Here is a 22,418-nt window from a genome sequence, read left to right as displayed (position 1 = left end):
GAATGTTGCCCGATCCTGCCAATTTATTTTCGACCGCGTCACTTTACGGTCATCGTCAATTCCTGTTCGGTGCCCCGCACGAATTCGGCGGTCGCAGCGGTTTTGCAACCATGCACCACGACGGATGAATGCCGACCGTCGAGCCGGCAATGCCGCCCTTTGGATGGACTCTCCAATGATCTCGAAATCGGAATACGCTCACCGGCTGAAGCGTCTGCAAGACAGAATTCGCGACCTAGATGTATTCATCGTTACTTCGCGCGAGAGCATCTACTACCTGACCGGCGCAGGTTTCGAGCCGTTGGAACGGCCGTTCTTCCTTCTCGTACCGAGCAGCGGCTCTCCCACGCTGCTGACGCCGATGCTCGACCTCGATCACCTCGGTAAGGCGCACAATATCAGGCCGGCGAACCTGAAGGCCTATTGGGACTACCCGGCGCCCCATGGCAGAGGTTGGCGCGAGACATTGCTGGAGTTGATCGGCTCGCATTCGGCCATCGGCGTCGAAGCGAGCCTCCGCATGGAGATCCGGGCCGCACTTCCTCACGAGGTACAGGTGCTGCCGCTCGTCGAGGAATTACGGCTGATCAAATCGCCGGCCGAGATCGAAATGATCCGCCGCGCAGCGCGATATGCCGATACTGCCGTGCAGCAGCTCATCGCAGCGGCCTATTTCGGTTCAACAGTCGCCGAAGGGATCGCCCGCACCCGACACGTGACCGCCGCGATGATCCGCGAAACATCCGATTTCGAACTGGCCGACTCCAACGTTCTCATGGCGACCTGGGCAGCTCCCCAAAGCGCTCAGCCCCATTCCATCCCCGCGCTATCGGACAGAACCCTCGAGGGTCCGCACGTAGCGCTCGCGCTGACGCGCTGCAACGGCTACGCTGCCGAGTGCGAGCGGACTTTCTTCACCTCAAGACCGCAAGGCTGGTCGGTTGGCGCCTTCAAGGCGATGATGGCTGCGCGCGAGCTCGCAATTTCCCTCGTGCGTCCTGGCATTCCATGCGCGGAAGTCGACAAGCGCGTAACGGATTTCCTGAAAACCGAGGGGTATTCCGGCGACGAGGCTCGCCTGCACCGGGTCGGTCACGGGTTTGGCCTGGGTAACCACGAGGGCCCGTGGATCTCGGAAGGAAGCCAGGAGACTCTGCAGGAGAACATGGTGATCAGCATCGAGCCCGGCATCTACGACAAGCGAGAGGGCGGCGTTCGTCACTCGGACACGATACTGGTCACCCGAGACGGCGCGGAAATGCTGACAAAATTCCCTGACGGACTGGATGATCTCATTGTAGGTGGAGCGAGGCTTAGCGCCCGCATCCAGGGGGCGCTCGTCAAGCGCGCCCTGAACGTGCAGCAGAGGGCCGCGATCAGTTGAGGCGACGATAATCCCGTGGAGACTGGCCAACGACGGATTTGAAGGATCGGCTGAAATGCGAGGGATCCTTGAATCCGCAGTCGAGCGCAACTTCCAAGATGTCGGCACGACGATCCAGCAGCTGTTCCTTGGCCCACTCGATCCTCTTGACGAGCGCATATCGAGCAGGAGATAGGCCCGTCGACGAACGGAATTGGCGCGAGAAGTGAAACGGACTCATTCCGGCTTCCCTGGCCATCTCGTGCAGCGATACGCCGCTCGCGATTCTGGAGGCGATGAGATCCATCACCCGTCTGAGCTGCGCTGGACGCAAGCCGGACGCCGAATGCGGCAGGCTATTCCGCGTGTATTGTTGCAGCAGATAGGCCAGCAGGGCATGTGTGAGCCCGTTGGCAAACTCAACGCCAAAGCGGCCGTCCTGCTGCATGGCCCACAGCAGTTGATTTCCGATCTGAAGAATCCTGTCGTCGCGCGAGTAGAGCGGATCGACGAAACGGATCCTCTCCTCACTATCGATCATTTCCGCGATAGCGGTCCTTGGGATCATGCAGTGGAGCAAATCGAAGCCGTCGTCGGTGGACCATTCCCGTTCACAATCCGGATCGACAATTCGCACCGAATTTGCGGGGATCGGTCCAGCCCAGATCTGACGTCGGTCGACGAACGATCGGGCCTTCATAGGCTTCAAGACGAGCGACAGGAGATAGTGGTTCGCTCGCGGAGCCTTCTGACTGAATGGACTGCCCGCCTCCGTTCGCCGCCAACGAGCGAGGCTGATGCCGGATTTCGGCAAGGGCTCAAGAAATGCCGCCGGAGGCATACCCCATCTGGCTGCGATCTTGGCCTCAGTCACGGATGTCATTTCCGAAACTCCATATTTGCCCTCGGCGATCTCTGAACGTCGTTGAGTGAGGGAGACATTGCGCATCCCTACTCTACGTTCAGGGCGGGAGAACCCCGGGGGCAAAACAAGACGAAAATTACGTGCTCCGAGACGGTCTACTACGTAGATTTCAAAAGACAAAGTGGAATGTTCCGCACGTTCTGCGCCATAGCCGAGACCGCCCTACCGTCCCAGTTTCGCACCAGAAACGACGACACCGAAACGCAACGAAAGCGATCGAAAGCAAGCAAAATTATAGCAAGACCAACGAACCCGACCAATATACCGCCGCTCATAACGATCTGGTTGCAAGTTCAATTCCCCGGGCTTCCCGTGTGTACAATCGGTTGCGGGTGAGTGGAGGCCCGGCGGATGGGGTGCGACACCAGGAACGCACCAATTTGCGGTAAGTCGGGTTGCTTCGAGATCGGACTGGTGCCGCGCCTCTTCGTGCATCGGATAGGTGTTCTGCTTCCCCTCTCGGGGCTCTTAGTCAGAATTGCCCGTCCTTTGCGCGCGAAAATCTGCGACAAGCTTCGACCTGGCAAGTTCGTCTCTGATTTGGGAAGTCTGGCGATGATAGATGTAGGTCGCTTGTGACCGGACAAGTCCCACGAACTGCGCTTGGAATCCATACGACTGCCGCGGCTGTCGAGATTGAGGCCCTTAATGTCGAAACGAGTCATGCAGCCTACGGCTGACACGATCGACCCATCTGCGCCGCTACGTCTAGATGTTGCCGCCAAAATAGCCTTCCCGGATGGATCTATGACCGCTTCTGGCCTGCGAAGAGAAGGCGCTAGAGGTCGACTGACTCTCGAACGGATCGCGAATAGAGACTATACTACCCTTGAAGCTATCAAGGCCATGAGGGAGTTATGTCGCGTCCAAGCAAAGGGATCAGACTCTACAAGAGAAAGGCCCGATACCGAGACGGAAAACTTGTTCACCAGGCGGTCTGGATTATCAAAGATGGAGATCGCCACATCGCCACGGGATGCGTTGCAAGCCCGACTGAAACGAAACCGCCTCGAGAGGCAGAGCAGGCCCTAGCGGATTACATCGCCGAAAAGTATCAACCCGAACGCCGCCGGCAGGATATCGAGGATATCGACTGTGCTGACGTACTGTCGATCTATCTGACCGATATTGGCGAACCGAGCGACCAGTTCGAGATCGGAGCTAGGATTGACCGCCTCAATGAATTCTGGGGCGGCAAGAGACTGTCCGCGGTCAATGCCCAGACCTGCGCCGCATATGTCAGGCATCGTGGCAACCGCGGTGGTGCACGCCGGGACCTGGAGACATTTCGTGCTGCCATCAACCATCATGCGAAAGAAGGCTTTCACCGGGGCTTAGTGCGCGTATCACTTCCGCCGAAGGGAGTTCCGCGCGACCGATGGCTTACGCGACAGGAAGCTGCGGCGCTTATTTGGCATTGCTGGCGGCATCGAGAGAAGCAGACGATCCATTCAGGAGCGTCGAAAGGTGATCCGGTCAGCACGAACCGTCGGCCACTGAGACATGTGGCCAGATTTATTCTGATCGGCCTTTACACTGGCACTCGGGCTGGGGCTATTGCGTCAGCCTCGCCGTATACGGAGCGGGACCGCTCTTACGTCGACCTTGAGCACGGGATATTCTACCGAAAGCCGATCGGGAAGCGTGCAACCAAGAAGCGCCAGACTCCAGCGCCCATACCCCCGCGGCTGCTCGCCCACCTGCGGCGGTGGAAAGATCGCAAGCTGATCGCCACGTGCTTCGTCGAGTTCAACGGCAAGCCAGTCGCATCGGTAAAGAAGGGGTTCAGCAGAGCCGTCGGGCTGGCTGGCCTGCCCGGCAAAGTCACCCCGCATACCTTGCGCCATACCGCCGCGACCTGGCTGATGCAGCGGGGCGTATCAATCTGGGAAGCAGCCGGGTTCCTAGGAATGTCCCCGGAGATCTTGCAAGACACCTATGGCCACCATCACCCCGACTACCTGCAAGGTGCGGCGGTTGCGATCGGTCAAAAGGGCTTCAATGTTTCGGTGGCCAAAACGGTGGCCAGCCCCATCGAAGATCGTACGCAGGAGAGAAACTCTGGGAAAAAATGGTCGGAGCGGCAGGATTCGAACCTGCGACCCCTGCGTCCCGAACGCAGTGCTCTACCGGGCTGAGCCACGCTCCGACTTGGGAAGCCGGCTTATAGCGTCGGGTTTCCGTCTTCGCAAGGACACAAGGCAGGAAATCGCATCGAAATCGTCGATCGTCGGCGGAGGGGTTAACTGCTTGAGGCCGTGGGGCTTTGTCCGGCGGCCATGGCGCGAGCGCAAGGCGACAGGCGATTTGCGCGCTTCATTCGGACGTCCGCGCCCGCTATAGCCGAGCGCGGAAGCCACCGCCGTCCCGTACCATCGATGCCCGCCCCAGACATGCAAGCGATCGAGACCAGGATCCTGCCCGCCGACGCGGCTGGAATCGCGCAAGCCGCGGCGACGTTCGCGCGCGGCGGACTGGTCGCGTTCCCGACCGAGACCGTCTACGGCCTCGGCGCCGATGCGGCCAATGCCGCGGCCATCGCACGCCTCTATCAGGCCAAGGGCCGGCCCGCCTTCAATCCGTTGATCGCCCATGTCGCCGATATCGCAGCGGCGCAGCGTATCGGCCGCTTCAATGCCACCGCCGAGCGTCTGGCCGCTGCGTTCTGGCCGGGACCGCTGACCCTCGTGGTGCCGCAGAGCGACGGCTGTCCCGTCGCCGACCTCGCCACCGCCGGCCTCGATACGGTGGCGATCCGCGTGCCGGCGCATCCGACCGCACAAGCTCTGCTCATGGCGTTCGGCGGCGCCGTCGTGGCGCCCTCCGCCAACATCTCCGGCCACGTGTCGCCGACCACGGCGGCGCATGTCGCGGCCGATCTCACCGGGCGAATCGACCTCATCCTGGACGGCGGGCCGGTCGAGGTCGGCGTCGAATCGACCATCGTCGGCTGCTTCGATGCGCCGACGCTGCTGCGCCCGGGCGGAGTTCCGAGCGAGGCGATCGAGGCCGTGCTCGGCCGTGTGCTGGCGCGGCCCGCCGCAGAGACCGAGACGTCCGAGCAGCCTCTGGCACCGGGCATGCTGGCCTCCCACTATGCCCCGTGCGCCCGCGTACGCCTCGACGCCAGCGAGGTCGCGCCCGGCGAGGCGCTGCTCGCCTTCGGACCCACCACCTTGCCCGGAGCCCACGAGGCCGCCGCGATCCTGAACCTGTCGCCCTCCGGCGATCCGGCAGAGGCGGCGACGCATCTTTTCGGCTATCTTCGCAGCCTCGATGCCAAGGGAGCGCGCAGCATCGCGGTGATGCCGATCCCGAACGACGGACTGGGCGAGGCCATCAACGACCGGCTGCGCCGCGCCGCCGCGCCGAGATAACACTGGAAGCGACTAAGCATGAACATCAGCCAGCCTGCCCTGCCGCCGCTGCCGCCCGATTTGATCGCGCAATTCGCTGCCATCGTCGGCGAGCGCCAGGCGCTGACCGCGGAGACCGACGTCGCGCCTTACGTCACCGAGGAGCGCAACCTGTTCCACGGCCGCTCGCCGCTGGTGCTGCGCCCAGGCTCGACGGCCGAGGTCGCCGCAATCTGCAAGCTTGCCAGCCAGCATCGCATCGCGCTGGTGCCGCAAGGCGGCAACACCGGCCTCGTCGGCGGCCAGACGCCGCACAATGGCGAGGTGGTGGTGTCGCTGAGGCGCATGGACAAGATCCGCGACGTCGACACCGCCTCCAACACGATGATCGCCGAGGCCGGCGTCGTGCTGCAGGTGGCGCAGCAGAAGGCTGCCGAGGTCGACCGCCTGTTTCCGCTGTCGCTCGGCGCCGAGGGCAGTTGCACCATCGGCGGCAATCTCTCGACCAACGCCGGCGGCACCGCCGCGCTCGCCTATGGCGTGGCGCGTGAGATGGCGTTGGGGGTCGAGGTGGTGCTGGCCGACGGGCGGGTGCTCAATGCGCTGTCCAAGCTCAAGAAAGACAACACCGGCTACGACCTGCGCAACCTGTTCATCGGCGCCGAGGGCACGCTCGGCATCATCACCGCGGCGAGCCTGAAGCTGTTCCCGAAACCGCGCGCGATCGAGACCGCCTTCGTCGGCCTCAAGTCGCCGGAGGACGCGCTCAAGCTGCTGGCGATCGCGCAGCGCGAGGCGGCCGGCAATCTCACGAGCTTCGAGCTGATCGCCGCGATCGCGCTCGATTTCTCGATCCGCCACGCCGCCGGCAACCGCGCGCCGCTCGCGGGCCAGCATCCCTGGTTCGTGCTGATGGAGCTGTCGTCGTCGCGCGACGATGCCCGCGCCACGCTCGAGACCATCCTGGAGCAGGGCCTCGAAGACGGCATCGTCGACGACGCCACGATCGCCGACAGCCTCGCCCAGCGCATGGCGTTCTGGAAACTGCGCGAGGACATCTCTGCGGCGCAGAAGCCGGAGGGCGGCTCGATCAAGCACGACATCTCGGTGCCGGTCGCCGCAGTGCCCGCCTTCATTGCCGAGGCCAATGCCGCCGTGGTGAAGCTGATGCCCGGCGCGCGTCCGGTGCCGTTCGGCCATCTCGGCGACGGCAACATCCACTACAACGTCAGCCAGCCGATCGGCGCCAACACCGCCGACTATCTCGCGCGCTGGCACGAGGTCAACGCGGTCGTGTTCGAGATCGTGCTGCGCATGGGCGGGTCGATCTCGGCCGAGCACGGCATCGGCGTGCTCAAGCGCGACGAGCTGCCCGACGTGAAGGACAAGACCGCCATCGCGCTGATGCGCGCGATCAAGGCGCAATTCGATCCGCTCGGGATCATGAATCCCGGCAAGGTGCTCTAGGCTTTCGACGCTCCCATGGACAGTGCCCCTGCTCTCGCCATCTCCGACATCACCGACGCCGACGTGCCCGCCATCATCGCGCTGTGGCAGCGCTGCGGCCTGACGCGGCCCTGGAACGATCCGGCCGCCGACATCGCGCTCGCCCGCCGTGGCGACAGCTCCACCGTGCTGGTCGGCCGCAGCGGCGGCGCCATCGCAGCCTCCGTCATGGTGGGCCATGACGGCCATCGCGGCTGGGTCTACTATGTCAGCGTCGATCCCGAGCATCGCGGCCGCGACCATGGCCGCGGCATCATGGCCGCCGCCGAAGACTGGCTGCGAGCGCGCGGCATCGCCAAGCTGATGCTGATGGTGCGCGGCGACAACACCAAGGTGCAGGAATTCTACCAGGCGCTCGACTATGCCGTGCAGGACAGCGTCGTGTTCTCGAAATGGCTCGACGGGCGCCCGCCGACGCCCGGCATGAAATAGAGGCGAGCGATGAGCATCTCCGACCGCATCCGCGTCCACGAGACGCGCGTGCTCTCCGACCATTACGGCACGCTGACCTCGACGAAGTTCGAGTGGCGGCGCGACGACGGCACGTGGCAGATGCAGAGCCGCGACGTGTTCGACCGCGGCAACGCGGCGGCGATCCTGCCCTACAACCTCGCCCAGCGCAGCGTCATCCTGGTCAAGCAGTTCCGCTATCCCGCGTTCGTCAACGGCCATGACGATCTGCTGATCGAGGCGGCGGCCGGCCTGCTCGACGACGCCTCGCCGGAGGAGCGCATCCGCCTCGAAGCCGAGGAGGAGACCGGGTTCCGGCTGCACGACGTCAAGTTCGTGTTCGAGGCGTTCATGAGCCCGGGCGTCGTCACCGAGAAGATCCATTTCTTCGTGGCCGAATACGAGCCTCACATGCGCGTCAGCGCCGGCGGCGGGCTCGCGCATGAGGGCGAGGAGATCGAGGTGCTGGAAGTCTCGATCGACGACGCGCTGGCGATGATCGCCGACGGCCGCATCCAGGACGCCAAGACCATCATGCTTCTGCAGCACGCCGCGCTGAGGATCTTTGGCTGAGCGCGGCCAACGCTCGGTCGCGGGTCTTGCTCCTCTGTCGTCCTCCGCGAAGGCGGGGGACCCAGTATTCCACCGGCAGCCGTTTCGGCACGAGAGGCCACGGCGTACTGGATCCCCGCTTTCGCGGTACTGACGATCTTCTCTGTCGAGATATCCCGCCTCAGAACAAACTCCCCTGCCCGTCATCCACAGGCGCAGGCGAAACTTTGCGGGATGCAACCTTCTTCGCCGGCTTGCGCTGCGCGTCCTCGGCGGCACGCAGCTCCGCGGTCATCGGCAGCAGCAGCTGCTCGTCGTCGTTGGCCACCGTGTTGACGCGCGTGGACACCTCATACCACGCGAACTCGCCCTCGCGAGGCGCGACCAGCAGCCTCATGGCCTCGTCAGGATCATCGGAACGGCAATCGAGCCACAGCGCGAAATCATCCGGCCTGATCGTCACGGGAACACGATGATGCAGCGTGGCGAGATCGCGGCTCGCAGCCGCGGTGACGATCGCCACCGTATCGACCTCCTCGCCGTTCGGCCCGCACCAGGTCTCGGCGAGGGCCGCGAAGCCGAGCGGCGCGCCGTCACTGCGGTGGATGAAGAACGGCCGCTTGCGACCATCGATCACCTGCCACTCGTAATATCCATCAGCGGGCACCAGCACGCGGCGCCGCCGGATCGCATTCTTGAACGCCGGCTTCTCGCGTACGGTCTCCGAACGCGCATTGATCAGCAGCGTGAAATTACGGGGATCCTTGACCCAGGCCGGAATGAATCCCCAGCGCATGAGCCGAAAATGCCTGATGTCCTGATCCAGAAGAACTACGGGAATCGGCTGCGTCGGAGCAATATTGTGCCGCGGCGGAAAGTTCGGCTGTTCCTCGTAGCCGAAAATCTGCCTGAGAGCCGCGGGTGGTGAAGTGATCACGAAGCGTCCACACATAATCTCACTCAAATCGTCGTGTGTTCAGCACCTTTTAACTTGGGTTGCCAACACTGCAGCGGATGACCGCAGCGGCGACCCATTCCGTGCCTACCGATCGCACGACCCAACGACCGGCGGGCAGCGCCATTGACCCGGCGCGGGCCGCGATGCTGCGCGCCGCCAACATCAATCCGCGCACCGGGCTCGCCACCGACTATCTGAATCATTTCAACGAAGCCGTGATGCTGCTCGAAATGATTCCCGATATTCCGGAATGCGCCGAGGATTTTCTGGCGTGGTCGCCGCTGACCTATCCAGAACATTTCACGCACACCAATTTCAAGGCCCGCGATCTCGTCATCGAGGCCTATGAGCAGGCCGACCCGGCGATTCGCGACAAGTTCGATCATCTCACGAAGACCATGACCGACATCCTGCTCGCGGTCGGCAGCGCGATGCGCGCTGCCAAGCAGGACGCCACCAAGGCCAAGCTCGCCGAGCAGGCCGCGGCGTGGGTCAAGCCGCTGGTGACGCAGGCCGGCGGCATCATCAATGGCGACATCGAGGTCGACCCTGACCCGGTCGACGAGGTCGACACCGTCGATGCCATCATGGCAAGCTTCTGAGCAGCACGGGCTACCGGCCCGGTCGTCTTCACGCTACGGTGCAGACCACGCCTGGAGCCATTGGCATGACCGCCCCGACGCCGCCCCGCCACCCCCAGCTCGCCGTCAGCGCCGCCATCTTCCGCGACGGCAAGCTCCTGCTGGTGCGCCGGGCGCGTTCCCCCGCCAAGGGCGTCTACACGCTGCCCGGCGGCCGGGTGGAGCTCGGCGAGACCCTGCACGAGGCCGTCGCGCGCGAGGTCATGGAGGAAACCGCACTCTCGATCGCAATTGTCGGGCTGGCCGGCTGGCGCGAGGTCCTGCCGGCCCAGGGCGGCGGCGGCCACTATGTGATCCTTCCCTTTGCGGCCCGCTGGCAGGCCGGAGAGCCCCGCCTCAACCCGGAACTGGACGACTTTCAGTGGCGCCTCCCCGATGCGCTCGAGGGCCTCACGCTGACTGACGGACTGCCGGAGATCATCGCCGCCGCACGGACCCTGGTGTAGGCGCCTTGCGTCCGCCGTCCGGCAAAGGCATATGACGTCGGTGTTCCCCATGATCCCCAAGCGCCTCCTGGCCGCCCTCATGCTCGTTGTCGCCTGCGCCATTGTGCCCGCGCGCGCGCAGGATGCGGCCGCGCCGTTCGATGGCGATCTGCAGCGGCTGGCCGAGATCCTCGGAACCCTGCATTACCTCCGCGGCATCTGCGGCAGCAATGAAGGCGCCAAATGGCGCAACCAGATGCAGGCTCTGATCGATGCCGAGACGCCGTCGGGCGAACGCCGAGCCCGGATGATCGCCGGCTTCAACCGCGGCTATAACGGCTTTCAGCAGACCTATCGGACCTGCACGCCGGCGGCGATGGTGGCGATCCGCCGCTACATCGACGAGGGCTCGAAGATCTCGCGCGACCTCACGGCGCGCTACGCCAACTGACGGGCCATGGTTGACGGCGCGCGGGCGTTATCCACGTTTGCGTTAACCTTGTTAACCTTTCCTAAAGAACTGGCCTAGGCGTCCGCCGCCTGCGTGGTAAACCTCACTGGTCCGGCGCGTCCGCGTTCGGAATTCAACGCGCCTCGCGGCCCCGCCAGACTGAATTCAATGAGCTTTCCCGTCACCTTCAGCGCCCTCCCCGCCGTCCTGCCCGACCACGAGCAGAAGCAGGCCGCGCTCAGCTACCTCAACGAAGCCTGGGCGGAAGCGCGCCACGACGGCGTCGACGGCGACTGCCTGGCGCAGGCCAGCCTGTTCGCGGCGCTGGCCGAACTCGTCACCACCTATGGCGAGGACGCGGTGGCGACGTTCGTCGAGGGCCTGCCGGAGCGCGTCCGCAACGGCGAGTTCTCGCTGTCGCGCGCGACGCAGTAGGGTCTCCCGCTCCTCGCGCGTAGCCCGGATGCGCGCAGCGACATCCGGGGTCTCATCCGCAGCCTCGTTGAACCCGGATATCGCTGCGCTCGTCCAGGCTACGACAACTACGTCGACAAACTCCGCGTCATTGCGAGCGCAATGACGGAGCCAAAACGGAGAGCGCCCATCGGGGCCGAGATCCGTCTTCACATCTCAAACAGCATCGAGACACGCCTCATCGTCCTCGCGGCGCGATGCGTCCGAGCGATGACCGACGTTCGGCCCTCATTCAATCGAGGGCGCAGGGAAGGCTGGGCGTCGGCTGACGCCCATGGCCCCCGTGCGAACAAAAGTGCACGGGGCAGGAACCACAGGTGCAGCCGGATGAGCCCAGCCTTCCCTGCGCGATGGTTTTAACGCTTCTTTCGCGCTCTCCCTGGGGACCGGCTTGATTGCCCCCATCGCCTGCGCCGATGCTCTCGCATCACGCTCAGGCTTGACCTCGGCATCGGGAGGCCAGGACCACGCGACTTCACGTCCGCATCGGGATTGTTCGTCCGCGCAGCCAAAGCCACGCTGCAACCCGACACGTCCACCGCCTGCCCGCCTCGCGTCTCGTGACGACCGCGCGTACGCCCCTCTCGTTGAGGCGGGATGGGTGGAGGATAGACACGTATTCTGGAAAAACGAAAGTTAAATCTTTCGCCCGGAAGATGCTGCGGGCGCGATCACGTTGAGACAATACGCAAAATCGCCGTTTCGGCACAGGTGTTTCGTATAGTTGCGGCGAGCGCGAACGACGGCGTTGCAAACAAGATCGCGCAACTGATTCGCCCGACGGGCTTTTTGCTTTGCATTTCTTGCGGCGCTTCAGTCCCAATCTAGTCCGCCAATGACGCCAAGAAACCAGCCGCCGATAAAAGCGGCCGTAAGCGCCATGAGATGGATCGTCGCGGAGGGACCAAGTTCCTGGTTGTCTTGAACATGACTAAGTCCAATCAACCCAAGCTCAAAAATTGCCGCGCAGAATACAGGCCAAAGCGCCCGCCGCCGCGCTGCCAGCCGCCGGGCCGGGCCAGCCCCCCGAGCGTTCCGTGATAGAGTCATGGATCGGCGAAGCGACACCACGGCAGTCAAGACGACCACGATCATAAAGGCGATGAAGTACACCGGACATTATCCTTGGGGCCAACCGTACCGTCTTGAAGGTCACAGGCGAATAGCGCGAACCGGTTTCCTCAACCCTAAGAAGACAGCAAAATACAGCCGTGTCCGAGCGCTGTTCCCGGGCCCCTGCTTCCGGTTGAGAATCAGAAGCAGACCTTCACGCGAGCCGGCGACCTGATCCGTTATGGGCCGATTCCGTTGAAAAAGTCGGCAGTAGTTTCGTCGTGAACGCCATCTGTTTCGAGGACGAATTGGCGCGGTGTGGTTCACGCGGGCGTCAGCGCGGGCATCGGGATCAGCTTGGCCATCTTACGAAGGTTCTGAGCGGCTGCAGCGAGGGTGAACTCGTCGCGTGCGCCGTTCGGCCCTCTTAGTCGCAGCCGATCTAGCTTGAGGATGCGCTTGAGATGCGCGAACAGCATCTCAATCTTCTTGCGGAGCCGGCGTGAAGTGCGGCCTTCCCATGAGCTTGCGATCTCGCGTGCCATGTCGCGAGCGCCCTCGTAGATCGAGCGCGGCACTTTTCGAGCCGGGGTGTTGGGGCAACACCTGCTTCTTAGAGAGCATGCTTGACAATCGCGCTTGCTCGCACGGTAGAGGACCGTCGTGTCGTTGTTCACCAGCGTCCCTGTAGTGGTGAGGGGGTTGCCAGCGGGGCAGCGATAGACGTCCCTGGTATGGTCGTAGGTGAAGGCCTCACGCGAGAAGGTCCCGTCGGTGCGGGCCGACTTGTCGAAGACGGTCACGTGCGGCTCGATCCCGTGCTCGTAGACCAGCCACCCGAGCATCTCAGCGGAGCCATAGGCGCTGTCGCCGAGAAGCCGGCTTGGATAAAGATCGAACCTTTCGATTGAACGCTCAATCATGCGCTTGGCGGCCAATACTTCTGCCTGGCGGATCGCCGTGGTCGCTTCGACATCGACGATGATCGCATTCTCGACGTCGACCAGATAGTTCGTCGAGTAGGCGAAGAAGGCTTGGCCGCCGTGCGCTCCCGTCCAGCGCGCCGCCGGGTCGGAGGGCGATACAAACTTGGGCGTGACCTCCGTCGCGGCACCGAACGCGGCATCATCAAGAACGGCAAGATACTCGTCGATCGCTCGACCCGCAGCCTCCGGCGGAAGCCTCTTATCGCCTTCGATTCCCTTCTGCCGATTGGCATCCGCCTTGATCAGGCTCGCGTCGACTGCGAACCCTTCGCCGCCGATCAGGCGCTCCCGGATGCAGCGGCGCAAGACGGTCTCGAACACGCGACGGAAGAGATCGCTCTCACGGAAGCGGCCGTGCCTGTTCTTCGAGAACGTCGAGTGATCGGGGACGCCTCCATCTAGACCCAGCCGGCAAAACCAGCGGTATGCCAGATTGAGATGGACTTCATCGCAGAGGCGCCGTTCCGATCGGATGCCGAAGCAATAGCCGATCAAGAGCATCCTGATCATCAGCTCCGGATCGATCGAGGGCCGCCCGATGTTGCTGTAGAACGGCGCCAGCTCCCGCCGTAAGTCCTCAAGGTCGACGAACCTATCGATCGACCGCACGAGGTGGTCGGCTGGGATGTGCCTTTCCAGCGAGAACTCATAGAACAACGCAGCCTGTTCGACTTGCCGATGCCCCATCATGACCTTCAGTCCTGCCCACTAGACAGACTGACTCACCGATATCTCTGCGTCGCAACTGCTGACTTTTTCAACGAAATCGGCCAGGAGCGGAAATGAAGAGGCGAGTCGAAGCTCGGACCTCCTTCTTGCTATATCGGCTCAATCTCGCCGGGACGCCAAGTTTTGTCGAACCACGGCTGAAGCGGGCCGTAGAGGCGCAGGAGCGTGTTCCATCCTTTGCCGGGGATGGTCTGCACCCAGTTGTTCTCCTTCCCAGCCGGCGCCTTGGGCCCGAAATAGATGTCCACTGACCCGTCCGCGTTCGGCAAGAGTTTCGGGTTCTGGCTGGTTGCGGCTGGCCAACGCTGGTCGGTCTGCAGCATGGAGCGGGTCTGATTGTCGTAGAGGATGACCGACCAAAATTGCTTGACCGGGATATTTGGTGGCAGGTGCAGCTTGTAGTTTTTTCCGCCATCGAGTGGCTTGTTTTGGCTATCAACGAACGCGGCCATATATTGCGATCCCTCGCCAACCGACTTGGAATCCATCGCCGGTGTCACGCCGGTCGCGTAGAAGAAGAATGCCGAGTAGGCATCGAGGATGCGCGCGCCGTTTTCCTCGAACTTGTAGCCGCCGAAGAAACCCGTGCGCCATGCGCTGTTGGGATAATAGTAGCTCTCCTTGATCCGCAACCGGCCATTGATTGCACGCGCGGTGGCGTCACCTACCAAGGCGGCTTCGGTCAGAATTTTTTTCATCCGTGCATCGGGCGCGAAGGGCTTACCCTTGCGGATGCCGACCGATGCGTAGAGGCCGAGTGTGACCGGGTCGACTGTATCGGTCGGCTCCTCCTGCACAACCTGATTCAGATACTCCCAGAAGGGATAATCTCCCGGAGCCAGCGTGCTAAATGCTTTGCCGGAAACATGCACGAAATTGAGTTTCGGGGGATTCGCAGCATCTTTCAGGTGATAGATTTTCGTGTGCTCTTCGACCGCGTCGACGCCGGGCTTCGGATCGCCGTTGACCAAGAACGAGCGCCACGGAACCCAGACGCTGAACGTCGCCGGCTTCACGACAAAGTAGCCGGTCGGCACCTCGCCGTTGTAGCCGGGCGGCAAGATCAGGTACTTGCCGCCCTGACCCTTGTCCGGACCGACGAGTCCAACATCAGTGACAAAATTATACCACATGTCGTTGATGAGGCCGAGCACATTGGGTGGCACTTCGAGCACCAGAGGCCCGTCACGCAGGTCGAGCCAAAACCAAGTGTACGGCGTGTTGTTGTTCGGCGTGAGAAAAAGCGACTTCGAGTCCATCCTATCCTCGAAGATCGGCACCGTCAGATTGAATGGACCCAGCTCCGCCATTCCCTTCCGATTTGCCAATTGGTTCACTGGAGCTAAGGCCAACAGGTAAGCTTGGACGGCGTGTTGGAAGTCCAGATTGTCGTAGAGCCTTTCAACGGTCGCATCGTCGGGAAAGCCGTCGAAGAAGTTCAGCGTCCCAAGGCGGGTCTCTACCTTGTCCGGGATTGCAACGCCCGGCGGTATCGGCGTTTGCATTTTGTATTGCTGAGCGTTGAGCGGAATTGCCGAGAGCGCCACAAGAGACAACGCAGAAACTACTGATGCCGCTAATTTCATGATACGGCCCTTCCTGTCAGATGTTGAATTCATAAAGCATCTCTTCGTGAATCCCATGATTATCGGGACTTCGTGCAGGGCTACAAATCTCGCAGCTCGCAGAATGACCAATCAACGTCTGCCAGCGCGATTGACCGGGCCACCGCGATTTACCGTCCCAGCACCCACCACCGCCTGTCGTGCAACGGGTCGCGGCCTCAGAACTACGCCCGGCCGTACGACGCAATTGGCTGGATAGCCAACGTATGTGCAGTACACCACAGCGCTGGCTTTCTTAGTGCTCGCGGCTACGAACCCGGTTATCAGCAGCGTAGTCGCTATTGCGATTGACAGCTTCATTTTCGCCTCCTCCGCCAAAGACGAATAGTTTCATTAGAATCGATCTTCGCGTTGATCCAGATCAACAGGCCAACTCAGAATAATTTGGATGAGAATGTTGCAGATGCCGTTTGCGAGAAGCCGAATCGTCCTTGGCAAACCGCCGTAATGCGGCCGGCTCAATTTTCGGCTGTCTCGCGGCATACGAAGGAGCGAAGCGCCATGGTCCTCGTGATGGTACTCTACATCGTCATGGTCTGGCTCCTGTTCTCGAAGCTGAAGCTTGTGAAATGGGGATGGGGGGCCGGCACCATCACCGTTGTCATCGGCGCTTTCATCTTGATGGTCTTCCTTGGCCTGTTCAACTCGCTCACGCCCGCCGGCCGCTTTGTCGTGATCTCTAGGGTGGTCGAGGTCACACCCAACGTCTCGGGCCAGGTCGTAAGCATCCCCGTCCAAGTCAACGCCCCGGTGAAGGCCGGCGCCATCTTGTTCCAGATCGATCCGGCACCTTACAAATACAAGGTCAGCCAATTGGAGGCCTCGCTCGCTCAGGCGCAGCAGCAAGTCAAACAACTCAAGGCCAGCTATGATCAAGCCAAGGCGAACGCCGATGCCTTGAAGCAACAGCTCGTCTACCAGACCCAAAGGTTGGCCGACATTCGGAAGCTCGTCGCAACCGGCTCTCAGGCTGAGTTTCGTCTGCAGGACACGCAGGTGCAGTACGACACCGTGCAATACCAATTGCTCGCAGCGGAAGCCGCAGTAGAGAACGCCCGGCTCGCAATGGAATCCGAGATCGGAGGCGAGAATACCAACGTTGCACAACTCCAGGCTCAGCTCGAAAACGCCCGGTGGGAGCTGGATCAGACCACCATTCGGGCAACGGGCGACGGCTACGTCAGCAGTCTGGCACTGGCGGTTGGCGCTCGGGCATTGCAGACGCGTTCCGAGATGTCATTCATCCTCACCAACGACATCACCATTCTCGCGACGTTCAAGCCGAACGCCTTCCAAACAGTGAAGCCCGGAGCAACCGTAAAGCTGGTCTTCGACGATAATCCCGGCGAGATATTCGGGGCGCGAATACTCGAAATCCCTCGCGGCATCGGTCAGGGCCAGATCGCGGTTTCCGGCCAATTAGCACGCGTCGGTTCGATCGGTGGCGCTCAGGGCTACCCGGCGACGATCTCGTTGCCGGATAATTTTGACAAGACGCGGCTGCGCCTCGGGATGCCCGGCAGCGCATGGGCCATCGCCGCAAACGCCGGCCCAATCGGAATGATCACGTCGATTCTCGTCTGGATAAGTTCGTACCTCGCATACTTGTGAGACTCTGCGTAGCTCAAATACACCGACGGCTCCGGCGAGGAATCAAGTCTCCGGTCTAATGACCGCTTTGGAGCAGACATATAGCTGTCTGAGCAGTCTTGGGTGCCACAGGAGTTGCGAATTTTCGCCAAGGGTCACACCTTGGCACGCATTTCAGCCAAGTCGGCGGTGTATGTTGATCCTGGTCAATATTGGAAACGCTGGGAGCGCGATCCTATTGTTACTCAAAAACAAGGGAGGCTTTCATGCGATGTTCGACAGCAGTTCTTTTAGCCCTCGTTGCCGCCGCGCCCATCTCGGCGTCGCTCTCGCCAGCGCGCGCAGCTTCGGAGTGTCCAGCTTCCGGAAGCTTATCGGACTGGGGTATCAATTCGACCGGCTACTTCAACGTCGCTTCTGGTGGAAGCTGCCTGTTTCCAATTCGGATAGCGGGCGTGATGAAAAGCTCGAGCATTTCACAGAAGCCGGCTCACGGCACCCTGAAGAAGCTAAATATTTCGACATTCCAGTACACGGCGAAAGCAGGCTACAAGGGCCCCGACAGCTTCGCCGTGACGGCAACTGGCAAGGGACCGACTGCCTCCGGAACGTCGGTGATCACCATGAACGCGACGGTTCAATAGGACTTCCTTTTTCGCCGATAGACAAAGGCCCACTTCCAACCGGAGTGGGCCGCTTTTGTTTAGCCGAGCACGCGCGAACGGAAACCGCCGAGCACGGCGGGCTGACTGAAATCATCGGTAGTCTGCTGGTAGGCGTAGCCGACGAAGCCGACAAAGACCTGCTTCGACAGGAATTGCGATACGCCCCAGTCGAAATGGAAGTCGATGCCGCTCTGGTACTGCGTAGCGGTAGCCTCGCAGACGTGCTGCCGCACCTGCCGTCCATCAAATCCCCATAGAGCCTGCCGTACCAGTCCTGCCCACCAAGCGCGGTTTCCTCCCTTGGAGGCTTTCGGACGCCGGCCGCCCGAATATGCCGCGCCGTCAATCATGCGGCCGGCATCCGAAACCCTTCACAAAAGCAGACATAGGCGGAGGGCGACGGCACCACGTTCGTCCGTCAGCCCCCGGGGCCGTCCTTCATGATGTAGCCCATCAGGTCGTCGACGTTGTGCTCCAGATCCCGGATGATGTTCTTGACGACGTCTCCGATCGAGATCACGCCCACGACCTTGCCCGCGTCCAGCACCGGCAGATGGCGAAAACCACGCTGAGACATCATGGCCATGCAACTGTCCAGCCGGTGGTCCGGCTTGACCGTCACCGGGTTGCCCGTCATCACCTGGCCCACCGGCGTCTGCTTGGCGTCGAGCCCGGGCAGCAGCACTTTGATGGCGCAGTCCCCCTGCGTCACGATGCCGACCAGCGCGCCGTCGTCGATGACGAGCACCGACCGGACCCGGTTCTCGCGCATCTGGCGCAAGGCTTCGACGACCATGTCGTCGGAACGAACATGGATCACGGCGCCACTCTTCTGCGCCAGCGCGCTTCTTACTGTGCTCATCGATGTCCCCTCCTGGACCCCATCCTGCCCCGCCTTGATGGTCCACATGGCAGGATAGTCGAAATATCCGGCTGCGTCAGCGCCGCGCCGATGCCGTGCGCCTGGCCGTGAACCGAACGATGATCGGGGTCACAGGCGGCCCATCGATTCCTGGGATTGCAGACGTCAGGTCGTCCCCGAGAGCGGAACCATCGGGTGCCGGCAAGAATGTTGCTCGGCAAAACGCAAGTCGATCGACTGATCGCGGTCAGGTAGAGATCTCTGGGTCAAGAGGCGGCGTACCGGAATTTCTCCCCCACGTCCGCGTCGTCCCTGGCAGCGGACATTCGCATTCATTTTGGCCGGCCGCGCGCCGCCTGCCTCCTGTCGTGACGCCCGCGCGCTCATCCAGGCGCCAAGCGCTGTCCCCGCGTCGCGGAAACCGACAGCAGACCGAGCTCTGCCCAATGGCCTCCCCCGGCAGCCATGTCGCTCGGAAACTCTTCACGAAGCAATTTGAAGGCTTTGACGTGAATGAACATGCGCCCTTAACGAAAACGGGCAAAAATAGGTCGCTGATCTTCACCTACCTGACCACAGTACCGTTTCGAGCTGACGTGAAATCTCGATAGCCGCGTCGCGAGCCGGTCACCGCCGAAGCGAAATCCGAAATGCCTTCACAGAAGCGCAGGCCGGGGTTTGCAACTGCCGCGTGAAGAATTGGTAAGGAAACGTTAAGGAAAATTCGGGGATTTCTGATGATTGCGCCGGAAGAAGAGAGATTGCTGAAGACGTACCTGGTCGAGATGTTCGGCCAGATCAGCAGCATGCGGCGCGAACTCGCCGCTCTTCAAGGCGACGGCAAGGGCAGTTTCGCGACGATGACCGACACGCTCGACGCGATCGTCGAGAATACGGAGACGGCCGGGAACGCGATCCTCGAAAGCATGGAGGCGATCGGCGCCAGCGTCGCGAAGTTGCAGAAAGTCAAAGACCCGACGGCCGCAGCGGTCTGCGACGAGATCGTCGACAGCACGAACAAGGTGTTCGAGGCGTGCGCGTTTCAGGACCTCACAGGGCAGCGGATCACGCGCGTGGTCAAGTCGCTGCAGTTCATGGAGGACCACATCAACAAGCTCGTCCGCATCTGGGGAAAAGAGGAGCTGGCGCGGCTGGCCACCGAGCTTGCTGCCCCAAGCGCCCCGGACTTGATGGAGGGCCCGAAGCGGCCGGGCGTGGCGATTTCCCAGGACGACATCGACAAGCTGTTCGCGTGAACGACGGCGAGGTGTGATGCCCGCTCCGCGTCATTGCGAGGAGCAGGGCGACGAAGCAATCCAGGGCCGCGCTAAGGACTCTGGATTGCGTCGCTGCGCTCGCAATGACGGAGCAAACTCACGCGCAGCGCCGTTACGGCCGCAGCGTCTCCATGAACCGCACCGGCTCGCCGGTCGCTGGCGTCAGCAGCTCGCCCTGCCACATCACGCGCTGGCCGCGGACGAACGTGCCGACCGGCCAGCCGGTGACGCGCAGGCCATCATAGGGCGTCCAGCCGGCTTTCGAGGCGACCCATTCGTTGGTGATGGTCTCGCTGCGCTTGAGGTCCACGATGGTGAGGTCGGCGTCGTAGCCGGCGGCGATGCGGCCCTTGCGGGCGATGTTGTAGATGCGGGCGGGGCCAGCGCTGGTGAGGTCGACGAAACGTTGCAGCGACAGCCGGCCGGCATTGACGTGGTCGAGCATGATCGGCACCAGCGTCTGCACGCCGGTCATGCCGGAGGGCGAGGCCGGATAGGTCTTGGACTTTTCCTCCGCGGTGTGCGGCGCGTGGTCGGAGCCTAAGATGTCGACGATGCCCTGGTGGACGCCCCACCAGATGACGTCGCGATGATCGACTGATCGCACCGGCGGATTCATCTGCGCGTAGGTGCCGAGCCGCTCGTAGCACTCCGGCGCCGCCAAGGTGAGATGATGTGGCGTCGCCTCGACGGTGGCGACGTCCTTGTGGTCGCGCAGATACACGATCTCCTCCTTGGTGGAGATGTGCAGCACGTGGATGCGCTTGCCGGTCTCGTGCGCGAGGGTGACGAGACGTTGCGTGGCGCGCAACGCCGCCTCCTCGTCGCGCCACACCGGGTGTGAGCGCGGATCGTTCTCGACGCGCAGGTCCTTGCGCTCGTTGAGGCGGTACTCGTCCTCGGCGTGGAACGCGGCACGGCGGCGGATCACCTGGAAGATGCGGCGCAGGCTGTCGTCGTCCTCGACCAGCAGCGAGCCGGTGGACGAGCCGACGAACACCTTGACGCCGGCGCAGCCCTCGGCGCGCTCCAGCACCGGGAGCTGCTCGACATTCTCGCGGGTGCCGCCGATGAAGAAGGCGAAATCGCAATGCATGCGATGGCGAGCGGCAGCGACCTTGGCGGTGAACGCCTCCTCGGTCACCGTCAGCGGATTGGTGTTGGGCATCTCGAACACGGCGGTGACGCCGCCCATCACGGCGCTGCGCGAGCCGGTTTCGAGGTCCTCCTTGTGAGTGAGACCAGGCTCGCGGAAATGCACCTGGGTGTCGATCACGCCGGGCAGCACGTGCAGGCCCTTGCAGTCGATGATCTCGGCGGCCGAGGTTGTGCCGAGATCGCCGATCTCGACAATGCGTCCGCCTGAAATGCCGATGTCGCGGACGCCCTCGCCGTCCTGATTGACCACGGTGCCGGATTTCAGAATGACGTCGAAGCGCGCGCTCATGAAGCCCTCATAGGATTTCATTCTCCTGACCGCCCCAAGACAGATCGATCATGCTGCGCGCCTGCCCATTTGCTGGCCTCCGGTGGCACGCGAGTCCCGATCTTTAGAATGAAGCCACCGCGCGGCGGCGTTTCAGCCTTGTGGTTTATGCCAGGGCGGCTTACGTTTCAGTGCGGCCTGTCGCAAGAGGTTTTTCGAATGAAGGCGACGTTTCTCGACGACCGGGGCGTGGTCCAGGTCAGCGGCGACGATGCACGCAAGTTCCTCAACGGTCTCTTCACCACCGACGTCACCAAGCTCACGCCTGGCGAGGCCCGGTTCGGCGCGCTGCTGACGCCGCAAGGCAAGATCATCGTTGATTTCCTGGTGGCGCAAGTGCCGGCGACGGACGCCGGCGAGCGCTTCCTGCTCGACTGTCCGCGCGCGCTGGCGCAGGCGCTCACCGACAAGCTCAACCTCTACAAGCTCAGGGCCAAGGTCGCGGTCAGCAATCGCTCCGGAGAGCTCGGCGTGATCGCGGTCTGGGATGGCGCCATCGGCGCCACGCCGGAGCCGAGCTTCGCCGATCCGCGTCATGAGCGCCTCGGCGCGCGCGTCATTGCGCCGCAGGAGGCGCTGGCGGAGATCGCCGCACGGCTCGGCGCCGAGATCGTCGATTCCGACGCCTATGAGGCGCATCGTATCGACTGCAGCGTGCCGCGCGGCGGGCTCGACTTCATGTATGGCGACGCCTTCCCGCACGAGACCAACATGGACCGGCTGCACGGCGTCGACGTCGGCAAGGGCTGCTATGTCGGCCAGGAGGTCGTGAGCCGCATGCATCATCGCGGCACCACGCGCACGCGCGCGGCGAAGGTGCTGCTCGACGGGCCGAGTCCCGAGCCGGGCACGCCGATTCTGGCCGGCGACAAGTCGGTCGGCACCATGGGCTCGGCCGCCGCGCAGAAGGGCATGGCGCTGCTGCGCATCGACCGCGCCGCGGAGGCGTTGGAGGCGGGAACGCCGCTCACCGCCGGCGGCCTCGTTCTGCGCATCGCTGATCCCGACGCGCTGCAGGGCGCGCCGAAGCAGACGGTCGCCTGA

General features: G+C 62.7%; 21 protein-coding genes, 1 tRNA gene and 2 pseudogenes. 14 read left to right on the top strand and 10 right to left on the bottom strand.

Annotated features, from left to right (window positions below):
* The first annotated feature begins 175 nt into the window (after nt 1-175).
* Nucleotides 176-1,384, top strand: a complete 1,209-nt coding sequence (locus QX041_RS29775; RefSeq protein ID WP_315754059.1) for a Xaa-Pro peptidase family protein — start codon at nt 176-178, stop codon at nt 1,382-1,384.
* Here QX041_RS29775 and QX041_RS29770 read toward each other — a convergent pair.
* Nucleotides 1,377-2,312: an AraC family transcriptional regulator gene (locus QX041_RS29770; protein ID WP_315754057.1), complete on the bottom strand. Its 936-nt coding sequence runs from the start codon at nt 2,310-2,312 to the stop codon at nt 1,377-1,379. The genes QX041_RS29775 and QX041_RS29770 overlap by 8 nt on opposite strands.
* Nucleotides 2,313-3,316: 1,004 nt before the next feature.
* Complete coding sequence (locus QX041_RS29765; protein WP_246741431.1) at nt 3,317-3,616, bottom strand: hypothetical protein; 300 nt, start codon at nt 3,614-3,616, stop codon at nt 3,317-3,319.
* Nucleotides 3,617-3,625: 9 nt separating this feature from the next.
* Here QX041_RS29765 and QX041_RS34430 point away from each other — a divergent pair.
* A pseudogene (locus QX041_RS34430) lies at nt 3,626-4,186 on the top strand (site-specific integrase); the annotation flags it as partial.
* A 174-nt stretch (nt 4,187-4,360) separates the two neighbouring features.
* Here the strand turns inward: QX041_RS34430 and QX041_RS29760 are convergent.
* A tRNA-Pro gene (locus tag QX041_RS29760) sits at nt 4,361-4,437 on the bottom strand.
* A gap of 229 nt (nt 4,438-4,666) precedes the next feature.
* Between QX041_RS29760 and QX041_RS29755 the strand changes: the two genes are divergently transcribed.
* Genes QX041_RS29755 through QX041_RS29740 form a run of 4 tightly spaced genes read left to right on the top strand, consistent with a single transcriptional unit; the run spans nt 4,667 to nt 8,173 of the window.
* Complete coding sequence (locus QX041_RS29755; RefSeq protein ID WP_315828346.1) at nt 4,667-5,665, top strand: L-threonylcarbamoyladenylate synthase; 999 nt, start codon at nt 4,667-4,669, stop codon at nt 5,663-5,665.
* Between the two features lie 18 nt (nt 5,666-5,683).
* Nucleotides 5,684-7,111, top strand: a complete 1,428-nt coding sequence (locus tag QX041_RS29750) for an FAD-binding oxidoreductase (RefSeq protein ID WP_315828345.1) — start codon at nt 5,684-5,686, stop codon at nt 7,109-7,111.
* Between the two features lie 15 nt (nt 7,112-7,126).
* Nucleotides 7,127-7,582: a GNAT family acetyltransferase gene (locus tag QX041_RS29745; RefSeq protein WP_315828344.1), complete on the top strand. Its 456-nt coding sequence runs from the start codon at nt 7,127-7,129 to the stop codon at nt 7,580-7,582.
* Between the two features lie 9 nt (nt 7,583-7,591).
* Nucleotides 7,592-8,173 (top strand): NUDIX domain-containing protein, encoded by a 582-nt coding sequence (locus QX041_RS29740; protein ID WP_316167508.1) that lies wholly within the window; start codon nt 7,592-7,594, stop codon nt 8,171-8,173.
* 160 nt (nt 8,174-8,333) lie between these two features.
* On the opposite strand, the gene QX041_RS29735 is transcribed toward QX041_RS29740, so the two are convergent.
* On the bottom strand, nt 8,334-9,104 hold the full coding sequence (locus QX041_RS29735) for an SOS response-associated peptidase (protein ID WP_316167507.1): 771 nt from the start codon (nt 9,102-9,104) through the stop codon (nt 8,334-8,336).
* 86 nt (nt 9,105-9,190) lie between these two features.
* On the opposite strand from QX041_RS29735, the gene QX041_RS29730 reads away from it, so the two are divergent.
* The 4 genes from QX041_RS29730 (at nt 9,191) to QX041_RS29715 (ending at nt 11,062) form a co-directional block, all read left to right on the top strand.
* Entirely contained in the window at nt 9,191-9,712 is a 522-nt protein-coding gene (locus QX041_RS29730) for a hypothetical protein (RefSeq protein WP_315828341.1), read from the top strand.
* A 65-nt stretch (nt 9,713-9,777) separates the two neighbouring features.
* Nucleotides 9,778-10,197: an NUDIX hydrolase gene (locus QX041_RS29725; RefSeq protein WP_315754043.1), complete on the top strand. Its 420-nt coding sequence runs from the start codon at nt 9,778-9,780 to the stop codon at nt 10,195-10,197.
* A 49-nt stretch (nt 10,198-10,246) separates the two neighbouring features.
* Entirely contained in the window at nt 10,247-10,627 is a 381-nt protein-coding gene (locus QX041_RS29720; RefSeq protein ID WP_409998686.1) for a TIGR02301 family protein, read from the top strand.
* Nucleotides 10,628-10,795: 168 nt separating this feature from the next.
* The gene (locus QX041_RS29715; RefSeq protein WP_315717207.1) at nt 10,796-11,062 is read left to right on the top strand and encodes a hypothetical protein; all 267 of its coding nucleotides are present in this window, start codon (nt 10,796-10,798) and stop codon (nt 11,060-11,062) included.
* Nucleotides 11,063-11,914: 852 nt separating this feature from the next.
* On the opposite strand, the gene QX041_RS29710 is transcribed toward QX041_RS29715, so the two are convergent.
* From QX041_RS29710 to QX041_RS29700, 3 genes are all read right to left on the bottom strand, one after another.
* Entirely contained in the window at nt 11,915-12,214 is a 300-nt protein-coding gene (locus QX041_RS29710) for a hypothetical protein (RefSeq protein WP_316167506.1), read from the bottom strand.
* Between the two features lie 263 nt (nt 12,215-12,477).
* A complete protein-coding gene (locus tag QX041_RS29705; RefSeq protein WP_316167505.1) occupies nt 12,478-13,830 on the bottom strand; it encodes an IS1182 family transposase in 1,353 nt (450 codons plus the stop codon).
* Nucleotides 13,831-13,958: 128 nt separating this feature from the next.
* Complete coding sequence (locus QX041_RS29700) at nt 13,959-15,455, bottom strand: DUF1254 domain-containing protein (RefSeq protein WP_316167504.1); 1,497 nt, start codon at nt 15,453-15,455, stop codon at nt 13,959-13,961.
* A gap of 390 nt (nt 15,456-15,845) precedes the next feature.
* On the opposite strand from QX041_RS29700, the gene QX041_RS29690 reads away from it, so the two are divergent.
* A complete protein-coding gene (locus QX041_RS29690) occupies nt 15,846-17,105 on the top strand; it encodes an HlyD family secretion protein (protein WP_315754037.1) in 1,260 nt (419 codons plus the stop codon).
* Between the two features lie 245 nt (nt 17,106-17,350).
* Entirely contained in the window at nt 17,351-17,728 is a 378-nt protein-coding gene (locus QX041_RS29685) for an Ig-like domain-containing protein (RefSeq protein WP_315717213.1), read from the top strand.
* 62 nt (nt 17,729-17,790) lie between these two features.
* Here the strand turns inward: QX041_RS29685 and QX041_RS29680 are convergent.
* Both QX041_RS29680 and QX041_RS29675 read right to left on the bottom strand, forming a co-directional pair.
* Nucleotides 17,791-17,952: pseudogene (locus tag QX041_RS29680) on the bottom strand (transporter); the annotation flags it as partial.
* A 215-nt stretch (nt 17,953-18,167) separates the two neighbouring features.
* A complete protein-coding gene (locus tag QX041_RS29675; RefSeq protein WP_316167500.1) occupies nt 18,168-18,659 on the bottom strand; it encodes a CBS domain-containing protein in 492 nt (163 codons plus the stop codon).
* Between the two features lie 689 nt (nt 18,660-19,348).
* Between QX041_RS29675 and QX041_RS29670 the strand changes: the two genes are divergently transcribed.
* Nucleotides 19,349-19,867: a protein phosphatase CheZ gene (locus QX041_RS29670; RefSeq protein ID WP_316167499.1), complete on the top strand. Its 519-nt coding sequence runs from the start codon at nt 19,349-19,351 to the stop codon at nt 19,865-19,867.
* 133 nt (nt 19,868-20,000) lie between these two features.
* Here the strand turns inward: QX041_RS29670 and QX041_RS29665 are convergent, their stop codons facing one another.
* A complete protein-coding gene (locus QX041_RS29665; protein WP_316167543.1) occupies nt 20,001-21,335 on the bottom strand; it encodes a dihydroorotase in 1,335 nt (444 codons plus the stop codon).
* Between the two features lie 198 nt (nt 21,336-21,533).
* On the opposite strand from QX041_RS29665, the gene QX041_RS29660 reads away from it, so the two are divergent.
* Nucleotides 21,534-22,418, top strand: coding sequence for a folate-binding protein (locus QX041_RS29660; RefSeq protein ID WP_316167497.1), 885 nt, complete (start codon nt 21,534-21,536; stop codon nt 22,416-22,418).

Source organism: Bradyrhizobium sp. SZCCHNRI2009 (assembly GCF_032485115.1).
Classification (GTDB): domain Bacteria; phylum Pseudomonadota; class Alphaproteobacteria; order Rhizobiales; family Xanthobacteraceae; genus Bradyrhizobium.
Note: the sequence above shows the minus strand (reverse complement) of the source record. Positions and strands in the feature narration are given on the sequence as shown.